At 40.2% G+C, this 15,598-nt stretch carries 17 protein-coding genes; 5 read left to right on the top strand and 12 right to left on the bottom strand.

The annotated features are described in order from the left end of the window. The first annotated feature begins 236 nt into the window (after window positions 1–236). Window positions 237–1,466 (top strand): NAD(P)-dependent oxidoreductase, encoded by a 1,230-nt coding sequence (locus LU635_RS03915; RefSeq protein WP_240096392.1) that lies wholly within the window; start codon window positions 237–239, stop codon window positions 1,464–1,466. After that, entirely contained in the window at window positions 1,450–2,286 is an 837-nt protein-coding gene (locus LU635_RS03910; protein ID WP_240096390.1) for an endonuclease/exonuclease/phosphatase family protein, read from the top strand. The genes LU635_RS03915 and LU635_RS03910 overlap by 17 nt, the downstream gene beginning before the upstream one ends. Here the strand turns inward: LU635_RS03910 and LU635_RS03905 are convergent. From LU635_RS03905 to kdsA, 10 genes are all read right to left on the bottom strand, one after another. Next, a complete protein-coding gene (locus tag LU635_RS03905; RefSeq protein WP_240096388.1) occupies window positions 2,250–2,651 on the bottom strand; it encodes a ribosomal maturation YjgA family protein in 402 nt (133 codons plus the stop codon). The two genes, LU635_RS03910 and LU635_RS03905, sit on opposite strands and share 37 nt — an antisense overlap. A 26-nt stretch (window positions 2,652–2,677) precedes the next feature. Next, window positions 2,678–3,448 (bottom strand): oxygenase MpaB family protein, encoded by a 771-nt coding sequence (locus LU635_RS03900; protein WP_240096386.1) that lies wholly within the window; start codon window positions 3,446–3,448, stop codon window positions 2,678–2,680. A 114-nt stretch (window positions 3,449–3,562) separates the two neighbouring features. Further along, the gene (locus tag LU635_RS03895; protein WP_240096384.1) at window positions 3,563–4,807 is read right to left on the bottom strand and encodes a hypothetical protein; all 1,245 of its coding nucleotides are present in this window, start codon (window positions 4,805–4,807) and stop codon (window positions 3,563–3,565) included. Window positions 4,808–4,841: 34 nt separating this feature from the next. Beyond that, complete coding sequence (locus LU635_RS03890) at window positions 4,842–5,126, bottom strand: hypothetical protein (protein ID WP_240096382.1); 285 nt, start codon at window positions 5,124–5,126, stop codon at window positions 4,842–4,844. A gap of 92 nt (window positions 5,127–5,218) precedes the next feature. Further along, window positions 5,219–5,530: a winged helix-turn-helix domain-containing protein gene (locus tag LU635_RS03885; RefSeq protein ID WP_240096380.1), complete on the bottom strand. Its 312-nt coding sequence runs from the start codon at window positions 5,528–5,530 to the stop codon at window positions 5,219–5,221. After that, on the bottom strand, window positions 5,527–6,171 hold the full coding sequence (locus LU635_RS03880; protein WP_240096378.1) for a hypothetical protein: 645 nt from the start codon (window positions 6,169–6,171) through the stop codon (window positions 5,527–5,529). Before LU635_RS03880 ends, LU635_RS03885 begins: the two co-directional genes overlap by 4 nt. A gap of 169 nt (window positions 6,172–6,340) precedes the next feature. Further along, window positions 6,341–7,195 (bottom strand): universal stress protein, encoded by an 855-nt coding sequence (locus LU635_RS03875; RefSeq protein ID WP_240096376.1) that lies wholly within the window; start codon window positions 7,193–7,195, stop codon window positions 6,341–6,343. Window positions 7,196–7,203: 8 nt separating this feature from the next. Beyond that, window positions 7,204–8,823, bottom strand: coding sequence for a BCCT family transporter (locus LU635_RS03870; protein WP_240096374.1), 1,620 nt, complete (start codon window positions 8,821–8,823; stop codon window positions 7,204–7,206). Between the two features lie 21 nt (window positions 8,824–8,844). Beyond that, window positions 8,845–10,002 carry a hypothetical protein gene (locus tag LU635_RS03865; RefSeq protein ID WP_240096372.1) on the bottom strand — a complete coding sequence of 386 codons (1,158 nt, stop codon included), beginning with the start codon at window positions 10,000–10,002 and terminating at the stop codon, window positions 8,845–8,847. An 83-nt stretch (window positions 10,003–10,085) separates the two neighbouring features. Continuing rightward, window positions 10,086–10,904 carry a 3-deoxy-8-phosphooctulonate synthase gene (gene kdsA, locus LU635_RS03860; protein ID WP_240096370.1) on the bottom strand — a complete coding sequence of 273 codons (819 nt, stop codon included), beginning with the start codon at window positions 10,902–10,904 and terminating at the stop codon, window positions 10,086–10,088. Window positions 10,905–11,023: 119 nt separating this feature from the next. Between kdsA and LU635_RS03855 the strand changes: the two genes are divergently transcribed. Then, complete coding sequence (locus LU635_RS03855; RefSeq protein ID WP_240096368.1) at window positions 11,024–11,512, top strand: DinB family protein; 489 nt, start codon at window positions 11,024–11,026, stop codon at window positions 11,510–11,512. Between the two features lie 49 nt (window positions 11,513–11,561). Here LU635_RS03855 and LU635_RS03850 read toward each other — a convergent pair whose 3' ends face one another. Further along, on the bottom strand, window positions 11,562–12,116 hold the full coding sequence (locus LU635_RS03850) for a hypothetical protein (protein WP_240096366.1): 555 nt from the start codon (window positions 12,114–12,116) through the stop codon (window positions 11,562–11,564). A 356-nt stretch (window positions 12,117–12,472) separates the two neighbouring features. Here LU635_RS03850 and typA point away from each other — a divergent pair, with 356 nt between their 5' ends. Further along, complete coding sequence (gene typA / locus LU635_RS03845; RefSeq protein WP_240096364.1) at window positions 12,473–14,275, top strand: translational GTPase TypA; 1,803 nt, start codon at window positions 12,473–12,475, stop codon at window positions 14,273–14,275. Window positions 14,276–14,406: 131 nt separating this feature from the next. Then, window positions 14,407–14,658 (top strand): PQ-loop repeat-containing protein, encoded by a 252-nt coding sequence (locus LU635_RS03840; RefSeq protein ID WP_240096362.1) that lies wholly within the window; start codon window positions 14,407–14,409, stop codon window positions 14,656–14,658. Here the strand turns inward: LU635_RS03840 and ppgK are convergent, their stop codons facing one another. Next, complete coding sequence (gene ppgK / locus LU635_RS03835; RefSeq protein WP_240096360.1) at window positions 14,659–15,405, bottom strand: polyphosphate--glucose phosphotransferase; 747 nt, start codon at window positions 15,403–15,405, stop codon at window positions 14,659–14,661. Window positions 15,406–15,598 lie beyond the last annotated feature (193 nt).

Here is a 15,598-nt window from a genome sequence, read left to right as displayed (position 1 = left end):
TTCAATCCCTGGCGCAATATCCATCCTTCAAATACATTCCGTCAGGCTGAACTTGTTTCAGCTTCCTAACCCGAGATTCTGAAAAAATCCAGATAACTATCAGGACAGAATGACGCTTATTTAAAAGATCAGATTTCAAAGAAACCAACCAGAGTTTCCGGTTGGGCCAGCAAAGATACAGATTTAAATTTATATCTTTGGGGCACTTCATAACTACACAAAACCCATACCAGAATATGATCAGATTTGCCCTCATTAAAGAGAGAAAGACTCCGCCGGATAGACGGGTGGTTTTTTCCCCTGAAATGTTAAAAAAGATCGCGAAAGAATTTCCGGATGCTAAGTTTAAAGTGGAAAGTTCAGATATAAGGGTATTCAGTGATGAGCAATACAGGGCCGCGGGATTTGAAGTATCAGAAGATGTTACAGATTGCGATGTAATGTTGGGTGTAAAGGAAGTTCCTATTCCGGCTCTTATCGATAATAAGAAGTATTTTTTCTTCTCACATACTATCAAGAAACAACCTTATAATCGTGACCTTCTCAGGGAGATATTAAATAAAAATATAGAACTTTATGATCATGAGGTGATCATTGATAAAAAAGGAGCACGACTCATTGGTTTTGGAAGGTATGCGGGACTGGTAGGTGCTTATAATGGAATAAGAGCTATCGGTTTAAAAGAAGGGTCTTTTGAATTGCCAAAAGCAGAAAACCTTCCCGATTTGGATGCCATGCTGGCAGAACTTGATAACATAGAAGTTCCCAATTATAAATTCGTGCTTACGGGAAGTGGTAAGGTTGCCCATGGCGCAAAGGAGATCCTGGATCATTTAAAGATCAGGCAGGTTAGTCATGAGGAGTATTTGAAAAAGGATTTCGATCAACCGGTTTACTGCCATATAGATGTGCTGGAATATGCAAAAAGAATTGATGGTAGTAAAGGCGGCCGCATGGAATTTTATACGCATCCGGAAAATTATGAATCAGATTTCTTCAGGTTCGCCAGCAGCAGTGATGTTTTTATTGCCGGACATTTTTACGGTGAGGGAAGCCCGGTCTTTTTCACTGCTGAAGAGGCAAGGTCAGATGATTTCCGCATCAAATATGTGGCAGATATTTCATGTGATATAGCCGGGCCCATAGCAAGTACCATAAGGCCTTCAACGATAGCAGAACCTTTTTATGGATATGACCCTCAAACCGAAGCAGAAAGGGATTTCAGGGATCCTGAAGCGATTACCGTGATGGCCGTGGATAATCTCCCGTGTGAACTGCCGAAAGATGCAAGTGAGGGATTTGGTGAGATGTTCCTGAAAAATGTTCTTCCTGCCTTTTTTAATGATGACCAGGATGGAATTCTTGAAAGGGCGAGAATGACAAAAGACGGAAAACTGACTGAAGGCTTTTTATATCTGGAAGATTACGTAGAAGGTAAATTACATAAAAATGAGACTACAGAATAGACTTGTAATAATATTCATCTTAACAATTTGTAGCACAATGTTTTCCCAGGAAATGGAGGTGATGACCTACAATATCAAATACGCCAACGAAAATGATGGTGAAAACAGCTGGTCAAAACGAAAGGACTTTATAACCAATCAGCTGAAATTCTATGAACCCGATATTTTTGGAGTTCAGGAAGCAGTAATTGGTCAGCTCACCCATTTTATTGCCGAATTAGATGGATATGAATATATAGGAACCGGTCGTGACGGGGGTGATAACGGGGAGTTTAGCGCCCTTCTTTACAAGACCGCGAAATTTGATGTACTGATATCTGGCACCTTCTGGCTGGCAAAAGACATAACCAAACCTTCCAGGGGATGGGATGCGGCCTACCCGCGTGTCTGTACCTACGCTTTGTTCGAGGATAAAGAATCCGGTGAAAAATTCTGGGTCTTTAATACACATTTTGACCACAGGGGGAAAAAGGCAAGACTGGAAAGCGCAAAGCTGATTCTAACTAAAATAGCCGAGATCAATTCAGCAGGTCTCCCGGCTATCCTTATGGGCGATCTTAATCTTGAGCCCGATACCAGGGCTATTCAGCTAATAGCAGATAAATTAAGAGACTCCAGAAATGTTGCCCGGAATGTGTCTTTCGGATCTGAAGGCACCTTCAACGGTTATGAGTTCCATGAGCCGGTCACCCGAAGGATCGATTATATTTTTGTGAACGATAAGGTTGAGGTTCTTAAATATGGAGTGCTTACAGATTCCAAAGATCAGAAATACCCGTCTGATCATTTCCCGGTCCTTATCAAAGCTGAACTAAAGTAAAATTCCATGGCTGCGGTGAATAAAATTCCGAGGCTATAAGCCAGGAGGTCCCAGACCGAAAAGCTGCTTCCCAGGATTATCATTACTGGTTCTGGCGGTTGGTATTGCATTACTTTTACGATATTGATTATCTGGAAGAATTCAACAGCAAAGGAAAATACCAGGACGATCAGCAGTCCCCTGATTACTGAAATATTAGATATAGCCATTAAGAAACAATAGATCAGGATAACTACCAGGAAATCCCCACCATAAGGGCGGATTATTTTATCATTCACGAATACGGCAATGAGAATTTCTGTACATAGCAGGATCAGAAACCAAAGGAGGTAGGAGATTCTACTGGCTCTTTTTAAAGACATCATTAGAAGTTAATTCAATAAAAATAAGCCTAAGCTGTCACTTTATCCAGATGTTTGATCTCCTTTTTGTACTGGGCGGGAAGAATAAGTTCTTTTAAGATCCTGTCTAATTTAATCTCCCTGCTGATCTTGAAGACTTTTATGAAAGGACCAAGCATTGAAAACCTCCGCAGCCCTAAATATTGCCTCACTAATCCCGGGACGATCATGATCTGGGTTTCCAGCAACAACCTGTAGCGCATCCATCCTAAATGTTTTCGATATTGCTGGTATAGGTCCCGGCTATATTCTCCATAGTACAGGTGATCCCGGATATGTAGTTCCCGCATTTCCAAATACTGCTCATAGGTCTCTGGCAAACCTTTCAGGTGCATGAGATTTCCCACTTCTGAAAATACATTAAAGACTTCCTGTTTCTCAGAAACCTTCAGCTTTCTCTCGAGTATTTCATAAGACCTTACGGAATAATCGATCAGCATGAACAGAACATCACGGTATGCCCAATCGGGAATGTCTTTCCCCCGTTCATTTTCAACGGAAGAATGAATGTGATTCATCCTTTCAATTGCTTTTATGGCAGAATTGCGGTAGGAAAAGACAATTTCCCTGGCGTAAGAGACCTTAGAGAATAAGCGGCCCAGGGGATCTTCAGGAAGCTTACCGGTAAAGTAAAGCCAGTCTACCGCCTTATTCAGTGCAAATTCTGCGGAAGCTCCCGCGAAAATAAGCAGGATCGTATCACTTTTACCCCAGATCTCCCTGACGATCGAATCTTTCTTTACAAAATATTCCTTATCCATTTTTTCGTTTTAGAGTGAGTCGATGATTTCTAGGTAATATCCTTCTTCAATTGGGCCAAAGACCAGACCAATCCAGCTAATAGATCCTGAAAATTTGAAATAAGATACCATTACCTATTTAAAGTTAAAAATTAATGGAAACAGAAAAATGACCACAACGATCCAAACAAAATAGACAGGTAAATAGCTTACGATGGCTTTGCCTGCCTCAGAAATGGGATACTTTTTAAAAGTACATTTAAGAATTTTGAAGCCTACCATGATCAAATGGATCAGCATTAAGATGTTTCCGCCTAAAACCGCAAGTCGGTTAGGAGTAAAGCCCCATTCAGAGATCCTGAAAATGATAGCAGACAGTGCGATCAGGTTTACAATAGTAGTGACTATAGAAAGCGGTAAAAGAACATATTTGTTGGTGCCCAATCTGTTTTCTTTCCAGCCTTCGGTAATTGAGAAAAAGATAAGAGCCATCACCCCGATAAGTAGAAGGTTAAAGATGATTAGAAAATCCCTGTCGGTATATGGATCTTTTCCCACATACATAATTGCCGCCAAATAAATAGAAAGCATGATCAGGACCGCGGGACTGAAAATTTTCGCGATCACCGGAGAAACTTTATTTACCAGGTTTGGATTTGTGAAAACCAGAAAGCAAGCGAGAATGGGTATTGCTGGTAGTGCAAATACAACGATATACCTGAAATAGAATTCAGCTATATCAAGCCCGATCAGCTCAAAAAGGCCAATTGTGATACCGGTTAAAATAATTCCGGCAAGAACAATCATGGCAGACATGACCAGTAGTTCCCCAGTAAAACTTAGGAAGTTCAGTCGTTTTGTTTGATCATGGATGTCATTTCCTGAAAAGGAAAGCCCGAATACTCCCCATAATAGCAAGAGTAAATGTATGCAAGCCAGGAAAAGGGTATCACTATTCGGGTTAGCCGGTAACAGATTAATATACAGCAAGCTTATCGCTGTAACACCTATTAAAAGCAGGATCCTTTTTTTGGATAAATTATTTTTCCAGATAAAGAATGCGCTCAAAAACGGAAATGCCAGAAAGCCAATATTCCTTGGATAGAAGAACTCTTCATCAATGAAAAATATATCAGGTAATTTTGCCAGAAATCCGGCAATGATGGAAGCTATGATAACAAAGCTCCAATCTTTTTTAGAACCCCAGCTTATTTCATGGGATTCAAAATTGAGTCTTTCGTGCCAGAATTGAACTATGGGTAGATCCCGATATTCAGTATAAATTGAACTGAAGATCTTCCTGAATTCAGCTTTGTTTTTCCTGTATAAGCCTTCCAGTTTTGCCGGATCATTAAGTCCTGAAATTATAGAATCACGCATGACGATTTATTTTAATGAAACTTCAGGTAGTTTTTTAACTACCGGCCAGGGGAGTCCCGAATATCCCAACGGCCAGTTCTGCCCAGATTAGAAAGAATACCGCCAGAATAATTCCGCTTACAATGATCCGGTTCTTTGTATCCGGGATTTTCCTTAGTGCCAGATCAATTAAAAGTCCGGTGCCTAAAAGTAAAATTCCCATGATCAGAAAATCAAATCCGGACCAGTCAACATCCTCACTAAATTGCATTCCGATAAACGGAATCAATAACAGCGCTCCTACGATAAGTACAATGATTAAAATTCTTTTTGTTTTCATAATGATTGGTTTTTAGTTTATTTAAGTACTTTGAAATTCAAAGTAAATTGATAAAAAAATATAGTTGCTTATTGCCTGCTTATTTCCCCCTTTTAATTATTAAGGTCATTTTTAGAATTCAATAGTTTTTCAAGGGCATCGAGATGCTCCTGAAAAGCCTTCCTGCCTTTTTCTGAAGCGATATATCGCGTATTGGGCTTTCTGTCTATAAATGACTTCTCAACTTTAATGTATTTCTGTTTTTCCAGCGCTTTTGTATGACTGGCGATATTTCCGTCTGTAGCTCCCAATAGTTCCTTCAGACTTTTAAAATCGGCATATTCATTCACCATTAGAACACTCATAATTCCCAGGCGGATCCTATGATCAAAAGCTTTATTTATATTGCTTATAATACTCTTCATTCAGCACTTTTTCTATCATACTTATTATGCATCCAGATGCCATAAATAATATGAAAGAGTCCAAAGCCTATCGCCCAGAAATACAATCCATAACCTATAAACTGAGTGGCAATAAGACCCAGAATCAAATTGGCATATCCAAGGCCTCTGAGATCTGCAAAGGTATACTTACTGGCATGGATCAAAGCCAATCCGTAGAAAATAAGCATACATGGAGCAATTAGGCCTATAAGACCGTACTGTAACAGAACCAGGCAAAAAAGTCCGCCGGCAACCAATGGCGCAAAGAAATTAACGACTAATCTTTTGCTTGTACTGTCCCATATCTTCTGGTCATTTCTCCTGGCTTTGCGGGTGGTTAGAAAAATTGCTGTTCCAATCGCAAGGATTAGCACTGCCACAGCGATCGCGAATAATTGAGTGGTTAGCTCTGAATTTATATTACCGGTGGTGACCAGATCATAGTTCTCATTATAAACCGATGTGCTGTCACTAAGCAGCATTTTTGCAATGATGGCTCCAATGATCGCATAGCAACCGGCAAATACTCCTGCCAGCCCGCTAAGGGAAATAAAACGGGAGGAGCGATTCATCATATTCTTGATCTCGCTGAGGTCCTGAAGATACTTTTCGTTTTCCATTTTAAAGTACTTTGAAAAACAAAGTAAAATAAAAAACTTCAATTATTGATGATAAATTTTAAAAATTTAATTCCACTTTGTTTAAAAGTAGTAATAAAAAAGCCCTTCAAAATGAGGGCTTTTATATTCTATAGGTCCAATCGCAGGATACTAAAATTAGTTGGAGAAGTTACTTCACTATCCAAAGTGGAATTTTAAGGGTACGGTCAAAAAGCTCATCGGTAACACTACCCACCAAAAGAGAGGAAAAAACATTTCCGCCTTTATCGGCCACCACTAAGAGATCTGCACCGGACTTTTCTGCTTCGATGGTCATTTTCTCGGCAATACTGGCTTCGCGGCCCCGAATTACTTTCATTTCACAGTCGGTAATTTTATTCTTTTTTAAGAATTTTTCAAATTTTTCCCTGGTATGCTTTTCGATCTTAGGGACTATTTCTTCCTTATTGAGATAGGGGGTGAATTGTACCGGAACATTATAGATATTCACTGCGGTGATCTTTGCGCCGGTATAGTTTGCGAGAATTGAAGTCAGCTGGAACACCTTGGCAGATTCCTTGGAAAAATCGGTTCCTCCCCAGATATTGTCCATACTTAGCCTGGCATTTTCCGGAACAGATAGAATGTCGCATTTAAGCAGTCTCATCAATTTATCAGAAACTATTCCCGTTCCCTGGTTCTTGGATTTATTACCTACCATCACCAGGTCTATCTCGTATTTGTTAGCTATATAATTTATAAGGGATTCAGTATAGGGATCTTCAGAAATAAGGACCTTGGAAGGAGTTTCAGCCTTAAAATGAGTTGCTACCTTTTCATCAAGTTCATCACTGATCAATTTTTCCAGATTGAAATTCTTCAGTTGTTCCTGGAACAGATCAGAGATCTCATATTTCTTTATGTTATGTACAAAATAAATATTTTTCGGCTTTAAGGTATCCGCTAAAAATGAAGCATACCGGATTATATCTGTATCAGTAGAGGTAAGGTCAAGCGCTACAAGGATGTTATCTATATTTTTCATGATTATTCTTATTTATCTGATTCTTGAAGATTTCTTTTGTTCACTATTTCAGAAACGATCTCCTCATAATTTTCCATCTGTTTTTCAGATTTTTTCTCATTCAGTTTTTTCAGGTCTTCATTCAAACCTTTATATAGGGAATAGCACATAAAGAGTAAAATAACAGCGAAGGGTAATCCGGTGACTATGGTCGCCGTTTGTAAAGCCTGCAAGCCGCCACCAACCAGAAGCACAGCGGCTACGGTTCCCTCGGTTACCGCCCAGAAAATTCGCTGTCCTACCGGCGCATCGATCTTCCCTCCTGAAGTAAGACTGTCCACTACAAGAGATCCTGAATCTGACGAGGTAATAAAAAATCCGGCAATAAGTAAAACCGCGACTACATTAATGATCATAGATAATGGATAATCCTGGAAAAAAACGAATAGGGCAGTAGCGATATCATCGTTTACGGCCTGGCTAATCACATCATTTCCAGACATGATCTGGTCTATAGCTACGCTACCAAATGCAGACATCCAGAAGAATGTTAACAGCGAAGGAACCAGTAATACTCCTAAAATAAATTCCCTGATCGTTCTTCCTTTAGATATTCGTGCGATGAACATTCCAACAAAAGGAGACCAGCCTATCCACCAGCCCCAGTAGAATACGGTCCAGGCGTTCTGCCAGCTCCCATTGGTAAAGGTTTCACTCCAGGTAGCTATCTCCAGAAAGTTAAAAAGATAACTTCCTGTGTTTTGGACAAATGATCTGAATATAAACAGTGTTGGTCCCAGTACTACTGCCAATAGGAGGAGTACTACCGCGATTCTCATATTCCATTCACTAAGAATTTTTACTCCCTTGTCTACACCCAGTACTACCGAGATGGTTGCAATGGCAGTAATTATGGCTATGATCAGAATTTGAGTGGTGGTGCCATCAGGTAAACCAAAGACATGATTTAATCCTGAAGCGATCTGCTGTACCCCAAATCCCAGGGAAGTTGCCAGCCCGAACACTGTGGCCAGCACCGCAAAAATATCAATGATATCTCCAATTCTTCCGTAGATACGGTCGCCGAGAAAAGGATAGAAAATAGACCTGATAGTTAATGGCAGCCCGCGGGTATAGGTGAAGTAGCTTAAAGAAAGTCCCACCAGTGCATAAACAGCCCAGGCGTGAAAGCCCCAGTGTAAAAATGTGAAATTCATTGCTTCCTGTGCCGCCGCCGCAGTTCCGGCTTCTGCCATGGGTGGAGAATTAAAATGCATTACCGGTTCACCAACACTAAAAAATAAAAGTCCTATTCCCATTCCTGCACTAAAGAGCATGGCGAACCAGGAAAGCGTTTTGAATTCCGGTTTGGCATTCTGGCCACCAATACGAAGTTTTCCAAACCGGCCCAGGGCCAGATAAATGAGGAACACGAAAAAGATATTTATCGCCAGGATAAAGAACCAGTCGGCGTTTTCTGCTACAGAGTGCTGCAGATCTTCAAAAAAGCTTTCTGCCTGTTTTTTATAAATTAAGGTTAATACTATACTTATAATTATAAAGATGGAAGAGGTGAAAAATACCGGCCCGTTAATTTCCAGTCCGAATATGGATTTCTTCTCATCACTTCTGGTAACTTTCTCAGCCATAAATCTAGTTTCTGGTAGTTATTAAAAATAATAACCAATATTAATATTGAATCTTGCTTCCCATTTCGCATCAGGATTACCTACGGAGAAATCGTCTACAAAATTTCCTCCCAGCCAGGATTGATTATATCCGGCTGCGTAATCTATATAAGTGTATACATGTCCCGCGCTCACAAGAACACCGGTTACATTCATAAATGAATCTTCAAATGATTTTATCTTTTTATCCATAAATCCGAAGTCATTATAGAACTGAAGGTTACTTATGGGACCTAATTTCACAGGAATGCTTTTTGAAAAAGCCAGGGTGTAAATATTAAAATCTGACGCTACTTCATAAGGCACTCCATATGCTCCCATTTGAATCACATCATCAGACTCTTCCGGTAGGTTTTTAGGATCATGATTAATGATCATTCCCTGCAATTTAAAATTCCAGTTCCTGAAATCTAATTCATAATGAAGAGCCAGGCCGTTGTGTGATCCGGTTTCTTTAGTATCCAGGTTGTATAATCCGCCATATTGAGCTGAAAGGCCCAGCCGGTTTTTTATCGAATCCCCGAACTTATAGATCAGTTTCCCATTTACCTGGTTCACTTCTTTATTTCTTCCAACTACATCATAGGAGTATCTGCTGGAAGAAGATTCGGTATCTCCGCCAAAACGTAATTCTTCAGAATTTTTATAGAATGCCAGGTCATATTCGAAATTATCACCTGTATGTAAATATTTAACCCCCATATCATGATCGTCCTCTAAACCAAAATAATAGGTAAGGTTGAAAAACCAATTGTGGGAATTGTATTGTTGTATACCGAAGGGAACCTGGTTTAATCCAATTTGTATCTCATCCTGGTCATTAAATCTATATCCAACCCAGCCCTGCTTCATGAAGCCACCTCCAAAAGCTTCGGAGTAAAGTCGGTACTCAGCATTTAGATACAGGTCTTTCCATGCGGCATCGAAGTTGACTCTAAACATATCATAGCCAAAATCTCCTCCCCGTTCTTTCTGCCCGTCTTTCCAGGAAGACAGGTTATAATTGAATCTTAGAGCACCACCAACATGTATTTCAGGTTTTTCCTGAGCCTGTACCTGATTTCCCGGTGCCAGTAAAAATCCGGGAATTAAAAATCCCACCAGTAAGACTCCGGCAATTTTCGAAAAGTAACTTCGCATGTCAGGGAAATATCAGGTGAATCCTTAATGTACTTTGAAAATCCCTCTTTAGGCGTAAGCGTTCCTAAATTTTGTGAAAGTTTTTAGATTTCGTTCACCGTTTTTCTTATTGCAACAAGGTTGCTAAGCAATTTTTCTAAATAGTCCAGATCCAGCATATTAGCACCATCACTCTTTGCGTTAGCCGGATCGAAATGTGTTTCAATGAACAATCCATCCACATTATTTACTACTCCAGCCCGGGCAATAGTTTCGATCATATCAGGACGTCCACCGGTTACACCGCTGCTTTGATTGGGTTGTTGAAGTGAATGCGTAACATCCAGAACAACCGGCGCATATTCTCTCATGGTAGGAATTCCGCGGAAATCTACAATGAGGTCCTGATATCCAAACATGGTACCTCTGTCTGTTATCATCACCTGCTCATTATTGCAGTCGGTGACTTTAGTTACAGCGTGTTTCATGCTTTCCGGGCTCATAAACTGTCCTTTCTTAAGATTCACAACTTTTCCGGTTTCGGCAGCAGCGACTACCAGGTCTGTTTGTCTCACAAGAAACGCCGGGATCTGAAGCACATCAACATATTCGGCAGCCATATGTGCATCGTTGATCTCGTGGATATCGGTTACGGTTGGAATATCAAAAGTTTCAGATACTTTCCTAAGAATCTTTAAGGCTTTTTCATCGCCTATTCCGGTAAAACTGTCAATACGGCTTCGGTTTGCTTTTTTAAAGGAACCTTTAAAGACATATGGAATTTCAAGTTTATCTGTAATAGAAACCACTTTTTCGGCAATTCTTAGTGCCATATCTTCACCCTCAATAGCGCAGGGGCCTGATAGGAGGAAGAAATTATTGCTGTTTACGTGTTTTAACTTCGGAATTTTATTCAGATTCATTATTGTCAATTTTTCACAAAGATAATCGAAATAAGAGCGAAGGACAATTCAGAATAATTTCAGTAGAATTAATATTGAATTTTCTCTAAATTAGATACACATTCCTAAAACTGAAAAAAATGAAAATTCATGAATTTCTAATTCCGCAGTTGCAGCAGGAAGTTGCTCTTACCGAAAAATTCCTCAAAAGAATACCTGAAGATAAACTTGACTGGAGACCCCATAAGAAATCCATGACCATACGCCAGCTTGCCAATCACCTGGCTGAAATACCTTCCTGGATAACCGGAACCATGAATGCCGGCGGAATGGAGATGAAAGGCTATAAACCAACAGATCATGCCACTGTAGATGAGATAATAAAGGAGTTGAAAACGAATGCGGCCGAAGCAGAAAAGTCTTTGAAAAAATCTGATGATGAATTTGAAAGAATGTGGAAAATGACCAATGATGGAGAGATCATTTTTGAAATGCCAAAATTTAACGTGCTTCAATCTACAGTGATGAATCAGTTCCCTCATCACCGGGCTCAGCTTGGAGTTTATTTCAGACTTCTCGATATTTCGGTGCCAGCCACTTACGGTCCTTCGGCTGATGAGCAGGAATAAAAAAACCGCCCAATGAGCGGTTTTTCATACTTAATATTTCAATAATTTTCTACTGAAGGGACAATTCTCCACATGCTGCCGGTGTGGTTGGTACATAAGCACCATCACCATCATTCATTCCGTGCAGAACGATCACCCTGTTTTGAAGGGCAGAAAGATCTTCAACTGTTGGATTACCATTTTCGCCCAGAATAAAAGTTTGCTGGTAGCTAATAGTTCCATTTTCATCTGCTACCGGGAAATCCGCTAGGGGAAGTAAAACACCTCCATAAAAAGGAACTCCTTCAGGAATTGTTATAATACCGTCCTCATTGGTGTCAGCCGATTCTGGAGGGCAGGTAGCATTTTCCTCACCATTCTCCAGCCCGTGGATATGTTGTGGGTGAGGCTCTCCAGGCGTCATTCCCTCTGCTTCCACGAGCACGGTCAGACTGTTCCCCTGAACGCTTATGGCTGCGGTACCACTGACCCCGGAATCATTAATTTCTGATAACTGTGCTGTAAAGTTGAACGTTTCTTCTATCACTTGATTGTCATCGTCATCATCACAACTGGTGAAACTTAATAATAGTACTGATAAAAATAAACCTTTAATAATTTTCATAATAATTTTTTCTTTAACCCAAAGCTACACACATACATTCCCCATCCCAAAGTATTTAAAAGTGTTTAACAGCAACATTAAATGAATTTAACACAAGGGATAAACCTTTATTTCTCAAAAGAAGGTCTGAAAATCAGGATTCAATGTGATTGTATGAAGGCATGTGGTTTAAAACTTTTCAGAAGATTTTGATACAGGGACAGGGGGAGACTGAAACAATTAGGTGACGTCTGGTCTTATTAAAAAAAACACGGAGGTTTAAATGTGTTGATTTTCAGTAATTTAAAATCTTGTAAATCTGCGATGGATTAGCGAAAAATAGCTGTACATTTGCAGCCTTAAAAATAAGGCTATATATGGCAGCTATAAGAAATATCGCGATTATCGCACACGTTGACCACGGGAAGACTACTCTGGTTGATAAAATAATGCATCACTGTGAACTTTTCCGTGATAATGAGTCTACCGGAGAATTGATCCTGGACAATAACGATCTGGAAAGGGAAAGAGGGATTACGATTACTTCAAAGAATGTTTCGGTAACCTATAAGGATACGAAGATCAATATTATTGATACTCCTGGTCACGCCGATTTTGGTGGAGAGGTGGAACGTGTACTTAATATGGCTGATGGCGTACTACTTTTGGTGGATGCCTTTGAAGGACCTATGCCGCAAACACGTTTTGTTCTTCAAAAAGCGATAGATCTTGGTCTTAAGCCATGTGTGGTAATAAACAAGGTAGATAAAGAAAACTGTACTCCAGAGGAGGTTCATGAAAAGGTTTTTGACCTGATGTTTGAACTTGGGGCTGAAGAATGGCAGCTGGATTTCCCAACCGTGTATGGTTCTGCCAAGAATAACTGGATGAGCGAGGACTGGAAGCACCAGACCGGAAATATTGAGCCTTTGCTTGATATGGTTATTGAACATATTCCTGCTCCAAAGGTCGACCTGGAAGGATCTCCACAAATGCTTATTACTTCTCTTGACTTTTCTTCTTTTACAGGAAGGATTGCCATAGGACGTCTGCAAAGAGGAACCTTGAAGGATAATCAGCAGGTTTCCCTTGTAAAAAGAGATGGTAGCATTAAGAAAACGAAAATTAAGGAATTACATACTTTTGAAGGTTTAGGCCGAAGAAAGATCGAAGAAGTTCAGGCAGGTGATATTTGTGCGGTAGTGGGACTGGAAGGATTTGAAATTGGTGATACCATTGCCGATATTGAAAATCCTGAAGGATTAAAGACTATCGCGATCGATGAGCCTACCATGAGTATGCTTTTTACCATTAACGATTCTCCATTTTTCGGAAAGGACGGAAAGTTTGTGACTTCAAGACATATAAAGGAAAGACTTTATAAAGAACTTGAGAAGAACCTGGCCTTGAGAGTTGAAGAGACTGATAGCGCTGATAAATTTATGGTTTACGGTAGAGGTGTACTTCACTTATCTGTACTTATAGAGACCATGAGACGTGAAGGCTATGAGCTTCAGATTGGCCAGCCGCAGGTTATCATCAAGGAAATAGATGGTGTTAAGTGTGAGCCGATTGAAGAGCTTACTATTGATCTTCCGGAAGAAGTTTCAGGTAAGGCGGTGGAAATGGTGACCATGCGAAAAGGAGAGATGCTGAGTATGGAAGCGCGCGGTAACAGGATGAATATTCAATTTCTTATTCCTTCAAGAGGAATTATTGGATTGAGAAACCAGCTTCTAACGGCTACTGCCGGAGAAGCGATCATGGCTCACAGATATAAAGAATATCAGCCTTTAAAAGGTGGCATTCCGGAACGTCAGAATGGTTCATTGGTTTCCATGGAAAAAGGCAAGGCGATTCCTTATTCTATTGATAAGCTTCAGGATAGAGGAAAGTTCTTTGTTGATCCGGGAGAGGAGATATACGAAGGTCAGGTGATAGGCGAAAATTCCCGTCAGGATGATATGGCAGTGAATATTACCAAAACAAAAAAGCTTTCTAACGTACGCTCTTCAGGAGCCGATGAAAAAGCTAAAATTGTTCCGGCTATCAAATTTTCTCTGGAAGAGGCCCTTGAGTATATTCAGAAAGATGAATATGTTGAAGTTACCCCGCATCATTTGAGACTAAGAAAGATCCTTCTTACCGAGAATGAAAGAAAAAGATCGAAAGCTATTTAAATTTAATGTTATTTTGAAGATGCGAAGGGGTTGAGAATTCAGATTTGTACGGATATCTACCTTCGGTTGAAATGACTAATTAAATTATACTTAAGCCTGCCGGAAGGCGGGCTTTTTTTATCCTTTTTGTTATGACTGAATTTTTAGGTGTATCCATTACCGAATGGATTGGTTATTTAGCCTCCATATTTGTACTTCTGTCTTTTTTGATGAGAAATATCGTAACCCTGCGTTCGGTGAATATAATAGGTTGTTCCTTCTTTGTAGTCTACGGTTTTTTGCTGAACAGCTGGCCTATTATAATTACGAATCTGGCCATAGCCGGAGTTAATTTCTATTATCTTTTTATAAATAAGAGGAAAAAGCCGGCCGCCGACGCTTAATTAGCGGTTGTATTTACTTTTAGCCGCAATGGCTGCACCCAGAATACCTGATTCATTGCGCAGTTGGGCCGGGATGAGCCTGGTGTCTACATCCAGGTATTTTTCAAATTTGTCCCAGTCGTTGGAAATACCACCCCCAACGATGATCACATCGGGATTCAAAATCCTGAACACATGATTGAGGAAAATATTAAAGCGGTATGCCCAGTCTTTATAACTCAGGTCCTGTTCGGTCTTTACCGAGGATGCTGCCCATTCTTCGATCTTTTCATATTCTTTATAAGGGATCTGGCCGAGTTCAAAATTCGGGATAAGTTCTCCATGCAGATAGGCACCACTTCCCAGGCCAGTGCCCACTGTGATCATAATTGCAAAACCGGTAGCATCACGACCTGCCCCAAATTTGATCTCTGCTAGTCCGGCTGCATCAGCATCATTGATCACCGTAAAATTCTGACCGGTTGTTTTCTCAAAAAGGCCGTCAACATCCACATCCAGCCATTTCCTGCTTAGATTTCCTTCGTGCTTACAAATTCCTTTTTTTACGATTGTAGGAAACCCACAACCAACCATACCGGTATACGAAAAGTGATTAAGCATTTCTTTTACAGCAATGGCCATTTCTTCAGGCTCACGGCTTTCGGGAGTTGGGATCTTATGGGACGGGGTGATAAGTTCACCGGAATCCACGTTCACTATCGCTCCTTTCAAACTGGAGCCGCCTATGTCTATGCCTAATATTTCCATCCGGATAAATTGAAGTTCTCACCAATTTATCAAAAATATGACCGTCAAAAAAGGTTTTTAGCGAATGTTTAGGTTTAAAGTTCGGGAACAAAAGTCACCTTGAGGGGAGCCGATTATTTAAAATCTTGGATTAATGAGTTTGCTTCGTCGTTTCACTCCTCGCAAAGACGTTTGTTTTGAAGGTTTCTGCAAT

The organism is Christiangramia crocea (genome assembly GCF_022410465.1).
In the GTDB taxonomy this organism is placed as follows: Bacteria; Bacteroidota; Bacteroidia; order Flavobacteriales; family Flavobacteriaceae; genus Christiangramia; species Christiangramia crocea.
This window is presented reverse-complemented; position numbering and strand designations above follow the sequence as displayed.

Coding starts and splice junctions, on each gene's coding strand:
- LU635_RS03915 (WP_240096392.1), top strand. CDS start 237: ATGATCAGATTTGCCCTCATTAAAGAGAGAAAGACTCCGCCGGATAGA.
- LU635_RS03910 (WP_240096390.1), top strand. CDS start 1,450: ATGAGACTACAGAATAGACTTGTAATAATATTCATCTTAACAATTTGT.
- LU635_RS03905 (WP_240096388.1), bottom strand. CDS start 2,651: ATGATGTCTTTAAAAAGAGCCAGTAGAATCTCCTACCTCCTTTGGTTT.
- LU635_RS03900 (WP_240096386.1), bottom strand. CDS start 3,448: ATGGATAAGGAATATTTTGTAAAGAAAGATTCGATCGTCAGGGAGATC.
- LU635_RS03895 (WP_240096384.1), bottom strand. CDS start 4,807: ATGCGTGATTCTATAATTTCAGGACTTAATGATCCGGCAAAACTGGAA.
- LU635_RS03890 (WP_240096382.1), bottom strand. CDS start 5,126: ATGAAAACAAAAAGAATTTTAATCATTGTACTTATCGTAGGAGCGCTG.
- LU635_RS03885 (WP_240096380.1), bottom strand. CDS start 5,530: ATGAAGAGTATTATAAGCAATATAAATAAAGCTTTTGATCATAGGATC.
- LU635_RS03880 (WP_240096378.1), bottom strand. CDS start 6,171: ATGGAAAACGAAAAGTATCTTCAGGACCTCAGCGAGATCAAGAATATG.
- LU635_RS03875 (WP_240096376.1), bottom strand. CDS start 7,195: ATGAAAAATATAGATAACATCCTTGTAGCGCTTGACCTTACCTCTACT.
- LU635_RS03870 (WP_240096374.1), bottom strand. CDS start 8,823: ATGGCTGAGAAAGTTACCAGAAGTGATGAGAAGAAATCCATATTCGGA.
- LU635_RS03865 (WP_240096372.1), bottom strand. CDS start 10,002: ATGCGAAGTTACTTTTCGAAAATTGCCGGAGTCTTACTGGTGGGATTT.
- kdsA (WP_240096370.1), bottom strand. CDS start 10,904: ATGAATCTGAATAAAATTCCGAAGTTAAAACACGTAAACAGCAATAAT.
- LU635_RS03855 (WP_240096368.1), top strand. CDS start 11,024: ATGAAAATTCATGAATTTCTAATTCCGCAGTTGCAGCAGGAAGTTGCT.
- LU635_RS03850 (WP_240096366.1), bottom strand. CDS start 12,116: ATGAAAATTATTAAAGGTTTATTTTTATCAGTACTATTATTAAGTTTC.
- typA (WP_240096364.1), top strand. CDS start 12,473: ATGGCAGCTATAAGAAATATCGCGATTATCGCACACGTTGACCACGGG.
- LU635_RS03840 (WP_240096362.1), top strand. CDS start 14,407: ATGACTGAATTTTTAGGTGTATCCATTACCGAATGGATTGGTTATTTA.
- ppgK (WP_240096360.1), bottom strand. CDS start 15,405: ATGGAAATATTAGGCATAGACATAGGCGGCTCCAGTTTGAAAGGAGCG.